Consider the following 17863-nt stretch of genomic DNA (forward strand, 5'->3'; position numbering starts at 1 on the left):
CCAGCCCTGCTCGGCCCCAGGCGCGCACGTACGCCTCCCGGCCGCCGCCCGCCTCCGCGATCCTGCGGGCCACGTACGCCACCTCGCCGGCGGACGCCGCGCCGTACCCGGCGTAGGCGAGGGTGCGGATGAAGGCGAAATCCTGAAGTTCACCGGCGGCGAGCCCGAGCCGGTTGACCGTCATCACCCTGGCCATCGCGAATTCTCCCCTTGCTGGTGAAATGTCACCCCCAAGGGTTGTGAAATGGGCTGTGTCGTACCATCGGCAACCGTCTCGGAGTGTCGCGCCGTGCGACATGGGGGGACAGATGTCGCATAGCCTTCAGGCCGCCCGCACGCGACGGCTGATCCGCCAGGCGTTCGTGGAGCTGGTCGACGAAAAGGGCTTCACCGAGGTGACCGTTTCGGACATCGCGGCCCGCGCGATGGTCAATCGGGCCACGTTCTACCGCCACTTCCGGGACAAGTACCACGTGGCCGAGCAGATTTTCGCCGAGATCGCCGCCGAGATCCCCCTCGACGCGGACCCCGCCGCCCAGGATCCGACCGACCGCGTACGGTCATGGACCCGGTTCTTCGAGCGTTTCGCCACGCACGCCAAACTGTTCCGCCCGCTCCTCGGCCGCCGCGGCGACCCCGCCTTCACCGCCCACCTGCGCGAACTCTGCGTCCAGGTGGCCCGCCGGCGGCTCGGCACGGCCAGGCGGACCTGCCCCCTCGCCGGGCGCACGCCGTCCGGCATCCCCGAGGACCTGGTCCTCTTCCTCGCCGCCAACCACATCGTCGCCACCCTGAGCTGGTGGCTGGAGGACGGCCGCCACCACACCCCGGAACAGATGGCCACCACCGTCGTGCAATTCTTCAGCCAGGGCTACTTCCGCGCCCTCGGCCTCCACGATCTCCCTCTCGGTGACCGCAAATGATCATCGGCCCGTTCGCTCCCGATGCGATAGGGGGTTACCGGCAATTCGTCCACATACGGCTGCCCTCGCCGCCTCGTACGGGCGGGAACACTTCACTGTTCCCGTCAGCGCAGCGAGATCGAAACGGAAAGGCCGAGACGGTCGACTTCCTGCCGCGCCCGCCATGTTCCTCCAAGATGGTCACGAGGCCGGCCTCTGCCATATCGAGCCCACGGCGGAACCGACCGCCGGCCGGTCCCAGGTAGCGAGTCTGAAAGGCGCGAAGAATGGAGCGACCGCCCCCGGTACCCCCGGGAACAGGGCCGCTGTCGCCCGATTTCTCCGGGATGAATCCGGCCCTGATGGCCGAGTTCGTCGCGCTGCTGGAGAAGGCGCAGGCCGTTCTGCGGGAGGAGACGGGGGCGATACTCGCCGAGCTGGCGCGGGTCGGCGGCGACCGTACCCGTATGCTGCGCGTCCAGGACGTGGCGAACTGGGTGGAGCGGCAGCTTCCGGATCTGCGGCGTCGCGAGGAGCTGGCCCGCAAGACCGGCGCGCTGCCGTCCTGGACGCCCGGCGGCGGGCAAGGGCTGCGTCCGTTCGACGAGAGCGCCTTCGTCAGCGTGACCGAGGCCCGGCTGCGGGGCGCCGCCCTCGCCCGCTCGATCGGCGACGTCTCCCCCTTCACCATCGGCGCCCGCGACAGGTACGCGACGTTCGTCAAGACGCTCGCCGAGCACGAGGACGACCCCGATTTCACCGCGGCGTTCTTCGCGGAACTCGGCCTGGAGAGCACGCTCGACCTCGGGCGGCGGCTGCGCGGCGCGCTGGGCGATGACGCCGATAAGGCGATCGACACGGTCAGCCGCGCGTTCGGCACGGCGATCCGCTCCGGCGGCGGCTCGCGCGCGTTCGCCCAGATGCGGGAACGGCTCGCCGCCGGGCCCGTTCTCACCAAGGCCGGAGGCGTGACGGTACGCAAACACGGCCTCGGCGATCTGCTGCGCGCGGGCGAGTTCCCCGCGGGTTGGCTCGCCGGCGTGGTCAACCGGCATGCCCTCGCCCCCGACAGCAACGTCAGCGGCGAGGACCTCGCCGGCTTCCTCAACGCCCTCGGCAACAACCCTGCCGCGGCTCGCGCGGCGATCGCCGCGGCGACCCGCGACGTCCCCCTGGAGACCTTCCTCCGGCGGCTCAACGACCGGGTCGCGGTGCGGTCCAGCTTCGCCCATCAGGACCACCTTCAGGCCAAGGAGAACTCGCGGGCGGACGCCTTCGGCCGGATGCTCGCCGCCGCGGCGGGCGCGTACGACGAGCGGGACGGCGCGCACAGCGCCGAGGCCGCCAGGCTCGCGTTCGATCTCATCAGGACGTTGCCGAAGCTGGACATCGCCGAGCCCACCAGGGTGCACCTCGCCGAGATCGCCGGGGCGTACGCCACGGAGATCACCGAGGGGGCGAACCTCAGCGACGCCAACCGCACCCTGCCCAGCGCCTTCGGCGCGGTGAAGACCGTGGTCCCCGGGCTCAAACCGGCCTTCCGGCTGAGCCCGGCCGACACGTTCGCGTTCGTGAAGACGTTCGCCACCTCACCTGCAACGATCAAGCCCTTCGAGAAGGGCATGGGTGACCTCGCCGACCGGCTCGTCCGGGCCGCGGCCGACGGCGCCCGCGGCATCGAACCTCTGGAGCGGGTCATGCGCGCCCTGGGCCACGTCTCCGGCATGCAGTACGCCGCCGAGCGGCTGGTTCAGGGCGCCCTCGACGCCGAGGACGAGGCGAGACGCAAAGGGCAATCCTTCCTACTGGGCCTCGCCCTCGGTGTGGCCGGGATCGTCGTACCGCTCGAGGGCCAGGCACTGTGGCTGGCCCTGAGCACCGGCGCCCCGCTCGCCTTCGACAAACTCACCGAGGTCGACAAGACGCGGCTGCAGGCACTCGACGACAAGGTACGGCTCGCCGCCCTGGCCCGCGGCCACTGGCTGGTCAACGCCCTCATTGACAGCGGCTTCAGACCGACCGTGCCCGCCACCGACCCGCGCTTCGCCCACCCGCCGATCACCGGCCCGGACGGCCGCCTGCTCCCCTTCGACCAGATCGCCAAGGACAAGCAGGCCCTCCGCAACCTCAACAACTGGCTCATCGCCAACGGCTCGGGCGGCACCTCAAAGACCAAACTCGGCGAGGCGGCGAAATGGCTGGACGAGATCGTCTTCAACGGGGCACGCGCGACCTCAGCCCAAGATCCAGCACCCCACTGATCTCGCCTGTTATCACTCGATCGGGAGGCACTCGGTCCGGCCGTTTACCACATAGCGTTTCTCGCCCGGAGATTCTATGGTGATCCGCGTACGGGCGGTGGTGCTGACGAGCTCACGTTTAGTATCGCCGAGTTTGGCGTCGGTAAGCGTGTAGTCACCGAGCGCGGTCAGGCCACCGACCATATTGGTGACCAGCCCTTCCGGGTCACCCGACCCGAAGTTGTCCACTCCGGTCGCACCATAGGTCTGCATTGCCCGGTTTTCCCCACAGGGGATGTTTTTCCCTCCCGGGTCGGTGACCTTGATATCGGAGGCACGCACCCTTTCCAGCAGCTGGGTGATGTGCTGTTTCAGGATCGCTCCCGCCTCGGCTGCGGTGGGTTCGTCGGAGTTCCCATCGCCGCATCCGGCCAGCGCGAGCAAAGCAATGAAGATGAGCGAAACGGTGCGGCGTAATGAGTGTGCCATCACCTGCTCCCGTGGCCGACGACCGAATACCGAATGTGATCGTCGTGCGAGAAAGACCGATCCGTGTGATCGGCTGATCACGCGAACGAGGCCCGGGGAAGAACGTGCCTGACCTGATCCCTTGGCGAGCGACGGGGCCTCGATTGCACCTCCAACGGGTCGAGACCTCCCCACCTCATCACGTCGCGGCCAGCCCGACCACCAGCGGAAACACAGACACTGCGTAGCGCTGATGACGATCATCACGCAGTCTAATCCACCGACAAGGCCGTGTCATGCTTTGAGTTCCAACACCATCTTCCGGCGGCCACTCTTCACTTAACGCCCGTAGCACAATGCGGACATGACATGCCATTCTTGCGGCCAGCGCTGGCAATCACTGCGCGAATCACATACTGTTCGACCGAGAGGCACGGCGACTCTTGACGAAGTGCACGAATAGGCAGGAACTGATATGGAAAAGCTCGTTCCGAATCCTCGCTACGAGGAGCTGGAACGCGCTCTCGCCATGATGCGATCGCGGGGTGAAAGGTTGCAGGCCGCCTTGGATCCCGCGTTCGATGCCTTCACCTCCCGCGCGGTCTGGGTCGGGCCGGCCGCGAGAGCGTTCCGCGACGGGCTCGCCCACTACCGGAATCTGCTCAAGACGGCGGTCAACGACGTCATCGCCGACCTGGAAGCCCAGCTCGGATCCATCAGGCGGGAGATCCCACCCAACTCGATCCGGGGCGGCTGACCGGCGCATCAACTCGGCGTACGTCCCGGTTGATGCCACCCCGAGGGCAGTTGATTGTGCCACCACCGTGGACATGTTCGTCGCCGATCGGGCAGCCATGAGCGGTGTGGCACCGCAAGAACGCCGAGGCCGTACCCCGATCGGTGAGGCGGTTGGCGCCCGTCTGCGGGAGGGCGACACCCGGGCCGGACGCACCGGGATCGTTCCGCATCCCGGTGGGTCCGGTCGAGTCCGTGGCCGGTGGGATCACAATCGGGTCCTGTTCCGAACCCGGCGCCGAAGCTCACCGGCGATATCTGTGTTGGTCACTCCGTCTCAGGAGGACTCCGGTCAGGATCGCCGCCGAGGGCGGTTTCCACGCGATGGCCTCCCCAACCCGTGTCCGTCTTCCAGATGATCGACACGTCGAGGATCTCGCGGATCACGTCCACCGCCCAGGTGTCGGAGGGTTCCGCGGGCAGGACAAGGAAGATCTCGTCCACCCGGTCCCCGCCGGCCCACCCGATCTCACGGGCGTGCACCGCCGCCGCGCGCAGTTCCGTGTAGGTGTGCGCCGCGCGAGCCGACACCACGTAGATCGTGGTTCCTCGATCGGTCGTGCGGGCGACGTAGCCGAGGTCGGCCTCGACCGGGTCGAAATCGTTCTTGCACAGGTCGGCCATGAGCGCGTAGCGGAGGTAGCCGTGGCCGCGCTGCCTGTGGTCGGCGGTGGCCTGCTCCCGCAGCCCCGCGAGGAGCCGGTCGCGGCTCTCGTACGTCCCGGTGTCCGTCGAGGTGTGTGCCTCGGGCGCGGCGTCGGCCGCAGCGGCCTTCTGGCCGGTGCCCTTTGCCGGGCCGCCGAGTTCGGCGGGGAGCGGGGCGGAGTGGAGGACGGTCAGCGTCTGGGTGCACCGGGTGATCGCGACGTAGAGCCTGCGCAGCCCCACCGGGCCCTGCTCGGCGAGGAGCTGCGGCTCCACCACGATCACGTGGTCGAACTCCAGCCCTTTGGCCATGCTCGCCGGCAGGACGGTGATCTGCCGGCCGAGCCCGGGCAGGGCCGACTCCTGGGCCGCCGCGACCTCGCCGCGGATCCCGTCCAGCAGCTCCCCGTCGTCCGGCGTGATGATCGCGACCGACCGCACCTGGTCCTCGCTGCGCATGGCGAGGTTGAGGGCGCGGGAAACCGTCTCCGCGACGAGCTTGGCACGCCGGACCGGCGTGACGGTCAGCGAGCCCGGGGCGGGCGGGCGGATCGGCCCCGGGTACGCGGTGGACGGCGACAGGGCGGTGGCGAGCGGCCTGGCGAACTCCATGACCTCCCGCGGCACCCGGTAGCCGGCGGTGAGCTCGGCGATGCGCCAGCCGTCGCCTCCCGCGAGGATGCCGACGAGGCGGCCCCACACGTCGTACTGACGACTCCCGACGCTCTGGGCGAGGTCCCCGAGCACGGTCATGGATCCGCTCGGGCAGCGGCGGGCGAGCGAGCGGGCCTGCATGGGGGTGAGGTCCTGGGCCTCGTCCACGACGATGTGCCGGTAGCGCCGCGGCTCGTCGCCCGACAGCAGCACCCGCAGCTCCTCGAGGCACACGAGGTCCTCCGGCGTCCACGGCTCGTCGGCCGTCCGCCGGGCCTGCGGCCGCAGCAGGGCACGCTGCTCCTCGTCGGTGAGCACGCCGAACGCCGCCTGCCGTACGGCTTCCGCCGAGTCGTACAGGTGACGCAGCACGCGCTCGGCGGTGAGGCTCGGCCAGACCGCGTTGAGGAGGGCGGCGAGGCGCGGCTGCCGCTCCGCCTGGGAGCGGAACCCGGGGTCGATGCTCTTGCGCCGGTTCGCGGGCCACCGCTCGAGCAGCAGGTCCAGGGTGCGGTCGATGAAGCGCCTGCGCCGCACGAGGTAGGGGCCTGCGGAGTCCCGCGCCTCCCGGACGAGGTCGACGAGTTCCGCCCGGCCGATCCTCAGCAGCACGCCGCGGAAGACGAACTCGAGGTCCTCGGTGATCCGGTCGGGGCGGATCCAGGCCTCGACGGCGTTGCGCAGCACCGTGGCCATGCGCTCGTCGGACTTGACCAGCCGGGCCTCCGGCGTGTCGGTGCCGCGGACCTCGCCGTCCCACAGCTGGGAGATCTCCACGATGGAGACGCCACGGCTGCCGAGCCGGGGCAGCACGTCCTTGACGTACCGCAGGAACTCCCGGTGCGGGCCGACGACGAGCACCTCGTCGGGGGTGAAGCGCCCGTTGTCGAGCAGCCAGGTGACCCGGTGCAGCCCGACCGCGGTCTTGCCGGTACCCGGGCCGCCCTGGATGACCAGCAGTCCCTTGCGGTCGTCGGAGACGAGCAGCAGCTGGTCGCGCTGGATGGTCTCGACGATGTCCCGCATCGACCCGTCGCGCGCCCGGTCGAGCTCGGCGAGCAGGAAGGGATCGACGCCTGCGGTGGTCTCGGCCCCGGCGTCCGCCTGCGGCGGGGATGCGGCGGTCGCGGACTCCGGGGGCGGCTGGATCAGCCGGTCGCTGTAGTCGAGGACCTTGCGCTCCTCGCAGTGGAGCCTCCGCAGCCGCCACACGCCCCTGGGGTCGTCGGGCGTGGCGGCCTGCCACCGTACGGCCTGCGGGCTGCTCCACTTGACCAGCACCAGGTCGCCGTTGCGGTCGCGTACGGTCCGGCGGCCGAGATACCAGGTGAGCCGAGCGTCGGGATCCTCGGTGAGGTCGACGCGGGAGATGACGAGGGACCGCCCGCCCAGATCCTCACGGAGGCCGAACTCGGCGGGTACGTCGGGCACGGGGGCGAGCCCGGCGTCGGGGCAGTCCGAGCGCAGCTTGGCGCGGACGGCGTCGACGGAGCGCTGATCCTCGTCCGCACAGGCGTAGATGCGGTCCACTTCGCGCTGCTCTTCGGCGATGACGTCGGCGCGGTCGACCTGACCCATTGCTACCTCCACGGGTGGGCCGAGGGAGAGGGAAGTCGATGCCTGCCGGGAACGTGCGACCGGCAGACGGGGTGTTCGGCGGTTGCGGCCCGCGGGAGGGCCGCTGCCGGGTACGCCGCCGGTCAGGCGGCCTGGGCGACGGGCGGCTCGAAGGTGACGACCTCGGGGGCGGCCAGGTAGAGGCGCCAATTGAGCGAGCCCCGCTTCGAGACGACGGTGACGTGCATGCCGTGTCCGGCGAGCCAGGCGGCCAGGTCGGTGAAGTGGCCGTCGCCGGAGCCGATCACCACCCGCTCGAACCGCTCCGGGAGGCGGTCGGCGTAGCCGCACTCGGTGAGCGCGCGGTCGGCCCCGTCCGGGCCCGAGCGGATCAGCAATTGGATGCCGCGCAGCGCAATCCCGACGGAGAGCACGGCGCGGGGGTTGACCGCGACCACGAACTGGTCGGCCGGGCCGACCGGCACGAGCCCGCGGTAGCGGCTCATGAACGCGGTGACCTGCGCGGCGGTGGGGCTGGGCGAGCCGGTCAGGTTCTCGATGTCGAGCAGGTGGATGCCACGCCCGCGCCGCAGCAGGCGCCTGCGCCGCCGCGTGCGGGTGCGGGACCGGTGGGATGCCGCAGGGCAGACGGTAGGGGGCATGAGCGGGCTTCCCTTTCCAGCAGGGTACGGCGTGCCGACGCCAACCATTGAAACACGTGTTGATGCAATCGACCAACAGATTTCGAGACGTTGGCATGAAGTGACGGGTTGCTGTATGGTCGCGCCGAACACCGAAGCGGAGGAGTGACGTGGCCAAGGACGTCGAGGTGACGGTGGCCGATATCGCCCGGCTGGGCGGTGTCGGACGCGCCGCGGTGAGCAACTGGCGCCGCCGGCACGACGACTTCCCGCAGCCCGTGGGCGGCACCTCGGTCAACCCCGTCTTCTCACTGGCCGAGGTACGGCGGTGGCTGCTCGCCCATTCCGAGGGCAAGAAGCTGCCCGAACGCGAGTGGCTCTGGCAGGACCTGCGAGCGTGCACGGCGTCGGACGATCCCGCGGAACTGATCGCCGACCTCGGCGCCTTCCTCGTCTACCTGCACCGGAACCGGGCGGACTGGGCCGAACTGTCCGCGGCGGACGACGCCACCGTCGCCACCGAACTCCCCCGCCGGGTCCACGCCGTGTGCGCCGAGATCCTCGACGACCCGCCGACACCGCACTCCCTGGCGAAGGTCGAGGTACCGCTGCTGCGCCGCCTCGCCGATCTCGCCGACGCCGACGGTCCTGCCACGACCTTCGGCTTCCTCCGCGACCGCTGGTTCGAACTGCACAGCAGGCGCACGTACGCCACCCCCGAACCCGTGGCGAAACTCATGGCCGAGCTCGCCGGGCTCGCCGCCGAGGCGGTGCTCGACCCGGCCTGCGGCACGGGGGCCCTGCTGGAGCCTTTCCGCTCCCGCCCGAACGGCCCGCCCGGCCTGCTCCTCGGCCAGGAGCTCGACGCCGCGACCGCCCGCCTCACCGCCGTGCACCTCGCGTTCGGCTCCGCGCGGGTGAAGATCGCTCCCGGCGACTCGCTGCGGAACGACGCCTTCCCGGACGTGCTCGTCGACACGGTCGTGTGCTACCCGCCGTTCAACGACCGCGCCTGGGGATATGAGGAGCTGGCCGCCGACCCTCGCTGGGACTACGGCCTGCCGCCGCGCATGGAGTCCGAGCTCGCCTGGGTGCAGCACGCCCTCGCCCACCTCAAACCTGGCGGCACCGCCGTACTGGTCATGCCACCGGCCGCCGCCAATCGCAGGTCGGGCCGCCGTATCCGGAGCCAGCTCATCCGCCGCGGCGCGCTCCGGGCGGTGATCGCCCTGCCGCAGGGCGCGGTGCCGAACATGGCGGTCGCCCTCATGCTGTGGGTGCTGCGCCGCCCTGCCGACGCCCGCGCCCCCGAGCACGTCCTGATGGTCGACACCGCGACCCGCCCGGTCGACTTCGCCCGCGTCGCGGCCGACGCCTGGGCCCGCTTCGACCGAGGCGAGCACGCCGACGAGCCGGGAGTCAGCACCGCCGTACCGGTCGTCGAGCTGCTCGACGACGCCGTCGACCTCACCCCCGCCCGCTACCTCGTCCCACCCGCCGAGGACCTGACTCCCGAGCGGATCACCGCCGAAGGCGAGAAGATCGCCACCTTGCTCCGCGCAACCGCCGACCTGATCCCAGCCGTCGAGGCCCTTGGCGAATCGGGCAACCTACCCACGGTCCCGCTCGCCGAGCTCGAACGGCGCGGCATGCTCACCATCCACCAGAGCATGTCCGCGGCCAACTTTTCACTTCTCCTCAGCGATCTCCCCTTTTTCACGCTCGAGGAACTGCTCGGCGAGAAGAGACCGGACGATGTCGCGCCGCCCTCTGTCTTGGCCCAGCACGTGATCGCGGTCGAGCCTGGAGACGTGCTGGTCACGCAGCACGCAACCCGGCTGATCGCCCTAGTGGTGGCGAATCGCTGCGTCGTCCCCGGCCCTCGCGTGACCCTGCTGCGACCGGACCCCGAACGGCTCGACCCCCATTTCCTCGCCGGCTTCGTCAGCGGCTCGACGAACGTCCGCCACTACACCGGAACCGGCAGCAGGCTGTTCACCGACATCCGCCGCGCCGAGATCCCGCTGCTGCCCATCGAGGAGCAGCGCGCGTACGGCGAAGCCTTCCGGCGCCTGACGGATTTCGGCCGCGACCTGCGCCACGCGGCGGCCATGGGCGAGGATCTGATCCGACTTATCTCGGACGGCCTCACACAGCGAATCGTGCGGCCCGCCGGTACGCATACGAATGGAACACGGTGATCACCAACCACCAGACGTACGCGAACTTCCTCTGGTCCGTCACCGATTTACTGCGGAGCCGAGAGGAGAAGAACTCGCCGCGATGAGTTCCCCAGAGTGATGCGGACAGGACGGTAATCAGTGGCGGTGGTACGCCCGAGCACCGCGTCGAGCCGCTGTCCCGGCTGCGACGGCTCCGCGACGCGCTGATCAACGGCCGTTGCGGGGCTCGAACACGATGGTCATGCCGAAGCCGTCGTGATACACGCCAACGAAGCCGTCCTCGCCGCACTCGACCGGGACCTCCTCGCCTCGTCCCTGGCCGTGGCGAACTCCGCAACCTGCCGCAACTCCTGAAAGATGATCAAATGCGGCTTGTCATCCTGCAATGCGTCATCAGAAGGATCCAGCAGGACGCCACAGCGACAACGGTCCACTCGTAAGCCCAACCCACCGCCACGCCGAGGCCGACGCTCACGCCACTGCGACGGACCGCAGCCTCTCGTCCAGGCTTCGCACGTGCGCGTTGTCCGACCAGGGCTCCAGGCGTTGGCGGGCCTGGGTGAGCATGTGGGCGAGGCGGGCCGAGCTGTGGGTGCGCATGATGGTCACCGCCTCGGAGAGCTTGGCCGTGGCCGCCGGGATCTCCTTGCTCTGGATCAAGGCCATGCCGTGGTGGATCAGGCCGAACGCCCGTTCCCTGGTGTAGCCGGAGCCGAGGGCCTTGAGCTGGGAGGCGGCGGTGTCGGCGGCCTTCCGGGCGTTGCCGAGGGCGGTGTAGACGAAGCAGGAGGCGCCTTCCATGCCTCGTGATTCCCTGACCCAGTAGAGGTAGGGAGGTTCGATCGACGTCGGCCTGTCCGCCCAGCTCTTGGCGGCTTCCAGGCCGCGCAGCGCCTCGGTGGCCTGGCCGGCGAGGCCGTGGGCCCAGGCCGAGGAGACGGCGTTGCACGCCCGGACCAGGTCGCTGCCGCCGCGTCGGGTCCATCCCTGCGTGGCGAACGCGTGGTCCAGGGCGGTCCCGGCGTCGCCGCGGAAGGCGGCCATCCAGCTGTGCCAGTGGTGGATGTAGGCGACGAGAACGGCGTCGCCGGTCTCGTGCGCGGCCTCGAGCCCGGCGTCGAACGCACGCTCGGCGGCCGGGTAGTCCAGGCGGTCGTAGTGCAGGTATCCGGCGAGCTGGGCGAGTTCGGCGTAGGCGTGGACGAGGCGGGCCCGCAGGCCGGGGAGCAGGGACTGGGTGCCGAGCAGGCGGGCGACCAGCTTGCGCTGGGCTTCGACGACGGAGAGGACCTTGGCCGGGCCGTAGGTGTCGTCGAGGCGGCGGCACCGGGCGATGAGCTTCTCGATCGTCGCCACGGTTTCGGCGTCGACGCGTCCCTGGGCTCGGACGACGCGGGCGAGCCGGGCCTCCTCGTCCGGATCCAGCTGGCGGAGCAGCGCCAGGGCGGGCGCACCGCCCAGGGCGAGGGACAGCTCCAGCAGCAGCTCCCGTCGTTTCATGTCGGCCTCCTCGGCGCTGACGGCGCGGAACAGCGCCGTGCAGCTCTCCACGCTCAGGGCAGCGGCCTCGGCGGCACTGCGGGCGGTGACCCGGCGCGGTCCTCCCGGGTGTGCCTCGTCGTCCATGCTGACACGTTGCTGTTGAACCGGGCAGGACGAGAAAGGTTGAAACGGGTCGAGGTGACGGAAGTCTGCCCGATCGATCACATCCCGGTCGTGGGCGCTGTAGGTGGCGAAGACCTCGCCGGTGAGGAGGTTGCGTGCCCGGGTCTGGTAGACCTGCGCCAGCAGGGCGAGCACCCGCGCCGTGGGGCGGCGGCCCGCGGCGGGCCAGGCCTCGAAGTCGTAGAGGCGGCCCTCGCGCAGCGTCGCCGTACCGGCCGGGTCGAGGGCGTTGAGCTCGTCGACCACGTCGACGGCGGTACGGCCGTGGGCGAGCCGGTAGCAGCGCAGCGGGCCGACCTCGTGGACGAGCGCGATGACGTCGGCGATCTGGTCCCAGGTGAAGCGTTTCGCGCGCAGCGCCTCGCTCCACGAGCGGCAGCGCAGCACGATCGCGTAGCCCTCACCGGACATCGGCCGCTCCTTCCGCGAGCCCGCCTTCACCTGCATGAACGCACGGATCGTATAGCGAACGTCACGTTACGTGCAGCCGGTATGGCGATCCGGTCGGCCGCCGCGGAGTGGCGCATCCGGGCAGGCGGGCGTCTTCGCACGTCACCGACGCCGCCGGGCCGGGTGGTCACCGCCCGGATGTGGATCTCCGCGCGGCGGCGGGCCCACGCCACCGTTGTGGCGGCCAACATCGCGATCGACGCAAGGAGCCGCCACATGTCCTCTCTCCCCGACCGTGGCATCGGCATGGCCCGGGCGGAGCTTCCCGAGCCGTGCCCCGAGCTGATCTGGGCCGCCGCCTGCCGGCCCGGCGAGGCCGTGACCTGGCGGAAGATCTTCCCCGGCACCACCGAGCGCGTGGCCGAGGCGCGCCGCCTGACCGGGCTGTTCCTCGACGACACCCCGCTCGCCGACGACGCCGCCTGGATCGTGGGCGAGCTCGCCGCCAACGCCGTGCGCCACACCAGATCCGGCGAGGCCGGTGGCGAGTACGTGCTCGAGCTGCGCCGAACCCGGCACCTCGCCCGGCTCACCGTGTGCGACCTCGGCGGCGGGGGCAGGCCGACGTTCACGCCCGCCGCGCCCGGCCTGCCGTACGCCGAGCACGGCTACGGCCTGCGCGCCATCGCACAGCTCGCCGCCCGCACCGGGGTGCGCGGCACCCCCGAATACGGCCACGCGGTCTGGGCCGACCTGCTGCTCGGCGGGTGACCGCCCCGGCCTGACGCGCGGCAGGGTCAGGACGTGGCCGCCGCGTCCGCCCGGCAGGCGTCGAGGAGCCGGTCGGCGAGGTAGGTGGCGTACGAGGCGCGCACGTACAGGCGGTAGGTGTCGTCGGCGGTGCGCTGCACGATGACCGGGGCCTGGCCGAGCAGGGTCTGGGCGTGCTGGCCGACCTCGAACACGTTCGGGTGGAGGTCGATCGGGCAGCCGGTGAGCAGCAGCTCGCGGGCGTCCGGGCCGGACAGCTCGATGATCGTGCGCTGGGCGGAGACGTCCACGCAGCAGCCGGCGTGCACCACCGGCTCCTCGTCGCCGACGATGAGCCACCAGCCCGGGCCGAGCTCGAGCACGTCGCTCGTGGGCGCCGACGGCACGGCGCGGGCGCGTACCTCCCACATCTGGAGGAACGGGATCTCCCGGATGGTCGTGCTGCCCGTCCCGGCCGCGGCGAAGCGCTCCGCGTACCCGGCGAGCGGGCTGCGCGCGGTGGCGCGGGGGAACGGGCGCGGCGGCTCGGGCAGCCACTCCCGCTCCGCGGGGTCGCCGTCGCGGCGCGTGTTGTCCGGGTCGTAGAAGACCGGGTCGACCACGGTCACCGGTACGGCACGGCCGCGCGACCAGGCGACCAGCCGGTCCCCGGGCGACGCCGTCGCCAGCGCGAGCGCGAAGGTACGGCCCAGCGCGGCGCTGCGGTACGACGAGGTGACGTGGCCGAGCATCGGCACCGGCGGGCGCGGCGGGCCGTCCCCGTTCGGCGCGATGAGCTGGGCGCCCTCGTCGACGAGCACGGACGGGTCCTCGGGCAGCAGGCCGACCAGCCGCCTGCGGCCGGGGCGGCGGGTGTCGGGGCGGGCGAACGAGCGCTTGCCGATGAAGTCGCGCTTGCGGGTGGAGACGAGCCGGGACAGGCCGAGGTCGTGCGGGGTGACCGTGCCGTCGGTCTCGTGGCCGACGAGGATGTAGCCCTTCTCGGCCCGCAGCACGTGCATCGCCTCGGTCCCGTACGGCACGGCCCCGAGCTCGAGCACCGCGTCCCACACGGCCGCGCCGTACCAGGACGGCACGTTGATCTCGTAGGAGAGCTCGCCGGAGAAGCCGACGCGGAGGATGCGCGCCCCCGCGACGCCGAGCACGGTGGCCTCGCGCCAGGTCATGAACGGGAAGCCGGAAAGGTCGAGGCCGGGGGCGAGGGCGGCGACGATGCGGCGGGAGTGCGGGCCGGACACGGTGATGGTGGCCCAGTGGTCGGTGACCGGGGTGAGCCAGACCCGCAGGTCGGGCCACTCGGTCTGGAGCCACTCCTCCAGCCAGTCGAGCACGGCGGCGGCGTTGCCGGTGGTCGTGGTGGCCAGGAAGTGGTCCTCGCCGAGCCGGGCGACCACACCGTCGTCGAACACCATGCCGTCGGCGCGGCACATCAGCCCGTACCGGCACGAGCCGACCGGCAGCGTGGACATCGTGTTCGTGTAGACGCGGTCGAGGAACTCGCCCGCGTCCGGCCCCTGGATGTCGATCTTGCCGAGGGTGGAGGCGTCGAGCGCGCCGCACGCGGTGCGCACCGCGGTGCACTCGCGCAGCACGGCCGCCGCCATGTCCTCGCCGGGCAGCGGGTAGTAGCGGGGCCGCAGCCAGCCGCCCGCGTCCTCGAAGACCGCGCCGCGCGCCACGTGCCGGTCGTGCAGCGCGGTCACCCGGGCCGGGTCCGACAGCATGCCGCGGTCCCGCCCGGCGAGGGCGGCGAACGACACCGGCGTGTACGGCGGGCGGAACGTGGTCGGGCCGACCGGGTCGCCGAGCAGCGCCGACACCACGGGCGAGGTGACCGCGGTCTTGCCCTGCTCCGCCCCGGTCCCGGCGGTGGTGTACCGCTTGACGTGCTCGGGCGAGCGCAGCCCGGCGCCGAGCGCGCGGCGCACGTCGGCGACGGTCACGTCGCGGTGCAGGTCGACGAACGCCTCGCGGTGCGCGCCGGGGGCGGGCTCGTGTTCCACCAGGTCGCGCAGCGGGGCGGTCGGCTCGGCCGGGCCGTCCGGCTCGTCGGTGACCGGCGGGTCCCATCGCCCGCCGCGCGCGTACCCGCACAGCTCGGCCGCCTGGGCGCCCGCGGCGAAGCCGTCCGCGATCGCGGCGGCCGTGCCGTACACGCCGCGGCAGGCCCCGGCGGAGCGCTCGGCCTGCGCGGACAGGTGCGGCACGTACGCCTGGAGCTCCTCGTCGAACCGCAGCCTGCCCTGCGACTGGCCGAACAGGTGCACGACCGGGTTCCAGCCGCCGCACACCGCGAGCAGGTCGGCCTCGATCTCCCGGTCGGCGCCGCCCGCGCGCACGGTGACCGAGGCGAGCACGCCCTGCCCGTCGCCGCCGGTGCCGGTGACGGCCGCGCCGCGCAGCACCTCGACGCCGAGGCCGGCGACGGCCGCCGCGGCAGGCCCCTCGCCGGACCGCGGGTCGGCGATCGCGGCGACCTCCACGCCCGCGGCGAGCAGGTCGGCCGCCGCCTGGTAGCCGGAGTCGGCGCAAGTGAACACGACCGCGCGCCGCCCGGGCAGCACGCCGTACCGGTTGGCGTAGGTGCGGGCCGCGTTGGCGAGCATGACCCCGGGCCGGTCGTTGCCGGGGAACGGGATGAGCCGCTCGTGCGCGCCGGTGGCGAGCACCACCCGGGCGGCCCGGATGCGCCACAGCCGGGTGGCGTCCGCGCCGCGGCGCTCCACCGCGACCAGGAAGTTGTGGTCGTAGTAGCCGAGCACGGTGGTACGGCACAGCACCCGCGTCTCGGGCAGGGCGGCGAGCCGGTCGAGCACGGCCGCGACCCACTCCGCGGCCGGGGCGCCGTCGATGCGCACCCGGGAGCCGAGCAGGTCGCCGCCCGCCTCCTCCTGCTCGTCGACGAGCACGACGCGGGCGCCGGTGATCCCGGCGGCGAGCGCGGCGGCGAGCCCGGCCGGGCCGGCGCCGACCACGAGCACGTCGCAGTGCAGGTACGCCTTGTCGTGGCGGCCCGCCGCGCCGTTCGCGTCGTCGAGCCTGCCCTTGCCGCGCAGCGAGAATGCGGCGAGCCCGTCGCGCAAGGGGACCGTGGTCGCGGCGACCATCGGCTCATGGTCGATGCGCAGCAGCGCGTTCGGCTCCTCCACCCCGCAGGTGTACACGCCGCGGGGGCGGCCGAGATCCACGCTGTGGCCGACCACGCGCACGCCGTTCGCGAGCAGCGCCGAGGCGACCGTGTCGCCGGGGTGCCCGGTCAGGGTGCGCCCGTCGAAGGTGAAGCGGAGCGTCCGGCCGCGGTCGATCCGCCCGCCCGCCGCGCGCCGGTACGGCTGCGCCGCCCCGCCGTCATGTCCGCCCACGTGTCATCCCCACCCTCTGACCTGCTCGGTGCTCGCTCGCCGTGCCCGGTCACGCCCGGCCGCGCCGGAACCGGGACCGCCGCTCCGGCGCGTCCCGGCCGCGGCCGCCGCCCGGGTCGGTGGCGCCGTCCGGGCCGCCCGGCTTGATCTCGTGGGTGACCGTGTGCCGCCGTACCGTGAACCAGGTGCGGCACCCGGCGGCGTGGAACCAGCGCTCGTGGAACCACCCCTTGGGGTTGTCGCGCATGAACAGGTACTCGGCCCACTCCTCGTCGGTGAGCGCCGCCGGGTCCTCCGGGCAGGCGACCCCGGCCTGGCCGCCGTAGCGGAACTCGATCTCGTCGCGGGGCCCGCACCAGGGGCAGTCGATGTGCAGCATCAGTGCGCCACCGCCGCCGCGCCGTGCTCGTCGATGAGCGCCCCGGTGGTGAAGCGGTCGAGCGTGAACGGCTCGGCGAGCGGGTGCGGGCGGCCGTTCGCGATCGTGTCCGCGTACACCCAGCCGCTGCCGGGGGTGGCCTTGAAGCCGCCGGTCCCCCACCCGGCGTTGATGAACAGGTTCTCCACCGGGGTGAGGCCGATGATCGGGGAGGCGTCCGGGGAGACGTCCACGATCCCGGCCCAGGTGCGCAGCACCCGCGCCCGCGCGAAGATCGGGAAGAGTTCCAGTGCGGCGCTCATCTGCCTCTCGATGATGTGGAAGGACCCGCGCTGGCCGTACGAGTTGTAGGCGTCGATGCCCGCGCCCATGACGAGCTCGCCCTTGTGCGCCTGGCTGACGTAGACGTGCACCGCGTTCGACATCACCACGCAGTCGAGCACCGGCTCCAGCAGCTCGGAGACGAGCGCCTGCAGCGGGTGGGACTGCAGCGGCAGCCGGATGCCGGCGCGGGCGGCGAGCACCGAGGTGTGCCCGGCGGCGGCGAGCGCGACCCGGTGGGCGCCGATCCGGCCGAGGTTGGTGCGCACCCCGCGGACCCGGCCGCCGGCGATGTCGAACCCGGTGACCTCGCAGCCCTGGATGAGGTCGACGCCGAGCCGGTCGGCGGCCCGCGCGTACGCCCAGGCGACCCGGTCGTGCTTGGCGATGCCCGCGCGGCGCTGCAGGGTGGCGCCGAGCACCGGGTGGCGCACGTCCGGCGAGGTGTTGACGATCGGGCAGAACTTCCTCACCTCGTCGACGTCGAGCCACTCGGCGTCGATGCCGTTGAGCAGGTTCGCGTTCACCCGGCGCATGCCCTCGCGCACCTCGGACGGGCTGTGGGCGAGGTTGAGCACGCCGCGCTGGCTGAACAGCAGGTCGTAGTCGAGCTCCTCGGCGAGGCCCTCCCACAGCTTGAGCGCGTGCTCGTAGATCGCGGCGCTCTCGTCCCACAGGTAGTTGGAGCGGATGATCGTGGTGTTGCGGGCCATGTTGCCGCCCGCGAGCCAGCCCCGCTCGAGCACCGCGACGTCGGTGATGCCGTGGTTCCTCGCCAGGTAGTAGGCGGTGGCGAGGCCGTGCCCGCCGCCGCCGACGATCACCACGTCGTAGGCGCGCCGCGGCTCCGGGGTGCGCCACAGGAAGTCCGGGTGGGGAGACTCGTTCAC

At 71.9% G+C, this 17863-nt stretch carries 12 protein-coding genes; 5 read left to right on the forward strand and 7 right to left on the reverse strand.

Annotated elements, in window-relative coordinates; all coding sequences use genetic code 11:
* The first annotated feature begins 308 nt into the window (after nucleotides 1-308).
* Both FHX40_RS15320 and FHX40_RS15325 read left to right on the forward strand, forming a co-directional pair.
* A complete protein-coding gene (locus tag FHX40_RS15320; RefSeq protein WP_170198847.1) occupies nucleotides 309-923 on the forward strand; it encodes a TetR/AcrR family transcriptional regulator in 615 nt (204 codons plus the stop codon).
* A gap of 341 nt (nucleotides 924-1264) precedes the next feature.
* Nucleotides 1265-3163 (forward strand): hypothetical protein, encoded by a 1899-nt coding sequence (locus tag FHX40_RS15325; RefSeq protein ID WP_170198848.1) that lies wholly within the window; start codon nucleotides 1265-1267, stop codon nucleotides 3161-3163.
* Between the two features lie 12 nt (nucleotides 3164-3175).
* On the opposite strand, the gene FHX40_RS15330 is transcribed toward FHX40_RS15325, so the two are convergent.
* Nucleotides 3176-3631 carry a hypothetical protein gene (locus FHX40_RS15330; protein WP_142260259.1) on the reverse strand — a complete coding sequence of 152 codons (456 nt, stop codon included), beginning with the start codon at nucleotides 3629-3631 and terminating at the stop codon, nucleotides 3176-3178.
* Nucleotides 3632-4085: 454 nt separating this feature from the next.
* On the opposite strand from FHX40_RS15330, the gene FHX40_RS15335 reads away from it, so the two are divergent.
* A complete protein-coding gene (locus tag FHX40_RS15335; RefSeq protein ID WP_142260260.1) occupies nucleotides 4086-4367 on the forward strand; it encodes a hypothetical protein in 282 nt (93 codons plus the stop codon).
* Nucleotides 4368-4672: 305 nt separating this feature from the next.
* Here FHX40_RS15335 and FHX40_RS15340 read toward each other — a convergent pair whose 3' ends face one another.
* Nucleotides 4673-7282: a HelD family protein gene (locus tag FHX40_RS15340; protein WP_142260261.1), complete on the reverse strand. Its 2610-nt coding sequence runs from the start codon at nucleotides 7280-7282 to the stop codon at nucleotides 4673-4675.
* 122 nt (nucleotides 7283-7404) lie between these two features.
* Complete coding sequence (locus tag FHX40_RS15345; protein ID WP_142260262.1) at nucleotides 7405-7923, reverse strand: PIN domain-containing protein; 519 nt, start codon at nucleotides 7921-7923, stop codon at nucleotides 7405-7407.
* A 149-nt stretch (nucleotides 7924-8072) separates the two neighbouring features.
* Here FHX40_RS15345 and FHX40_RS15350 point away from each other — a divergent pair, with 149 nt between their 5' ends.
* The gene (locus FHX40_RS15350) at nucleotides 8073-10103 is read left to right on the forward strand and encodes an N-6 DNA methylase (RefSeq protein WP_142260263.1); all 2031 of its coding nucleotides are present in this window, start codon (nucleotides 8073-8075) and stop codon (nucleotides 10101-10103) included.
* 453 nt (nucleotides 10104-10556) lie between these two features.
* Here the strand turns inward: FHX40_RS15350 and FHX40_RS15355 are convergent, their stop codons facing one another.
* A complete protein-coding gene (locus FHX40_RS15355) occupies nucleotides 10557-12197 on the reverse strand; it encodes an NsdA family TPR-like regulatory protein (RefSeq protein ID WP_142260264.1) in 1641 nt (546 codons plus the stop codon).
* A 219-nt stretch (nucleotides 12198-12416) separates the two neighbouring features.
* Between FHX40_RS15355 and FHX40_RS15360 the strand changes: the two genes are divergently transcribed.
* Nucleotides 12417-12911, forward strand: a complete 495-nt coding sequence (locus FHX40_RS15360) for an ATP-binding protein (RefSeq protein ID WP_142260265.1) — start codon at nucleotides 12417-12419, stop codon at nucleotides 12909-12911.
* Nucleotides 12912-12937: 26 nt separating this feature from the next.
* Here the strand turns inward: FHX40_RS15360 and FHX40_RS15365 are convergent, their stop codons facing one another.
* From FHX40_RS15365 to FHX40_RS15375, 3 genes are read right to left on the reverse strand one after another with little or no spacing between them, the layout of a single operon-like run.
* Nucleotides 12938-16273 (reverse strand): 2Fe-2S iron-sulfur cluster-binding protein, encoded by a 3336-nt coding sequence (locus tag FHX40_RS15365; RefSeq protein ID WP_211350283.1) that lies wholly within the window; start codon nucleotides 16271-16273, stop codon nucleotides 12938-12940.
* Between the two features lie 49 nt (nucleotides 16274-16322).
* Nucleotides 16323-16652 carry a sarcosine oxidase subunit delta gene (locus FHX40_RS15370; protein ID WP_142260266.1) on the reverse strand — a complete coding sequence of 110 codons (330 nt, stop codon included), beginning with the start codon at nucleotides 16650-16652 and terminating at the stop codon, nucleotides 16323-16325.
* Nucleotides 16652-17863, reverse strand: coding sequence for a sarcosine oxidase subunit beta family protein (locus FHX40_RS15375; RefSeq protein ID WP_142260267.1), 1212 nt, complete (start codon nucleotides 17861-17863; stop codon nucleotides 16652-16654). The genes FHX40_RS15370 and FHX40_RS15375 overlap by 1 nt, the downstream gene beginning before the upstream one ends.

Origin of the sequence: Thermopolyspora flexuosa (assembly GCF_006716785.1) — a bacterium.
Lineage (GTDB): Bacteria > Actinomycetota > Actinomycetes > Streptosporangiales > Streptosporangiaceae > Thermopolyspora > Thermopolyspora flexuosa.

What these genes read in the sequence shown, in the direction of transcription:
- FHX40_RS15345 (WP_142260262.1), bottom strand. Translation starts at nt 7,923, where the DNA reads ATGCCCCCTACCGTCTGCCCTGCGGCATCCCACCGGTCCCGCACCCGC.
- FHX40_RS15335 (WP_142260260.1), top strand. Translation starts at nt 4,086, where the DNA reads ATGGAAAAGCTCGTTCCGAATCCTCGCTACGAGGAGCTGGAACGCGCT.
- FHX40_RS15370 (WP_142260266.1), bottom strand. Translation starts at nt 16,652, where the DNA reads ATGCTGCACATCGACTGCCCCTGGTGCGGGCCCCGCGACGAGATCGAG.
- FHX40_RS15325 (WP_170198848.1), top strand. Translation starts at nt 1,265, where the DNA reads ATGGCCGAGTTCGTCGCGCTGCTGGAGAAGGCGCAGGCCGTTCTGCGG.
- FHX40_RS15320 (WP_170198847.1), top strand. Translation starts at nt 309, where the DNA reads ATGTCGCATAGCCTTCAGGCCGCCCGCACGCGACGGCTGATCCGCCAG.
- FHX40_RS15360 (WP_142260265.1), top strand. Translation starts at nt 12,417, where the DNA reads ATGTCCTCTCTCCCCGACCGTGGCATCGGCATGGCCCGGGCGGAGCTT.
- FHX40_RS15330 (WP_142260259.1), bottom strand. Translation starts at nt 3,631, where the DNA reads ATGGCACACTCATTACGCCGCACCGTTTCGCTCATCTTCATTGCTTTG.
- FHX40_RS15340 (WP_142260261.1), bottom strand. Translation starts at nt 7,282, where the DNA reads ATGGGTCAGGTCGACCGCGCCGACGTCATCGCCGAAGAGCAGCGCGAA.
- FHX40_RS15355 (WP_142260264.1), bottom strand. Translation starts at nt 12,197, where the DNA reads ATGCAGGTGAAGGCGGGCTCGCGGAAGGAGCGGCCGATGTCCGGTGAG.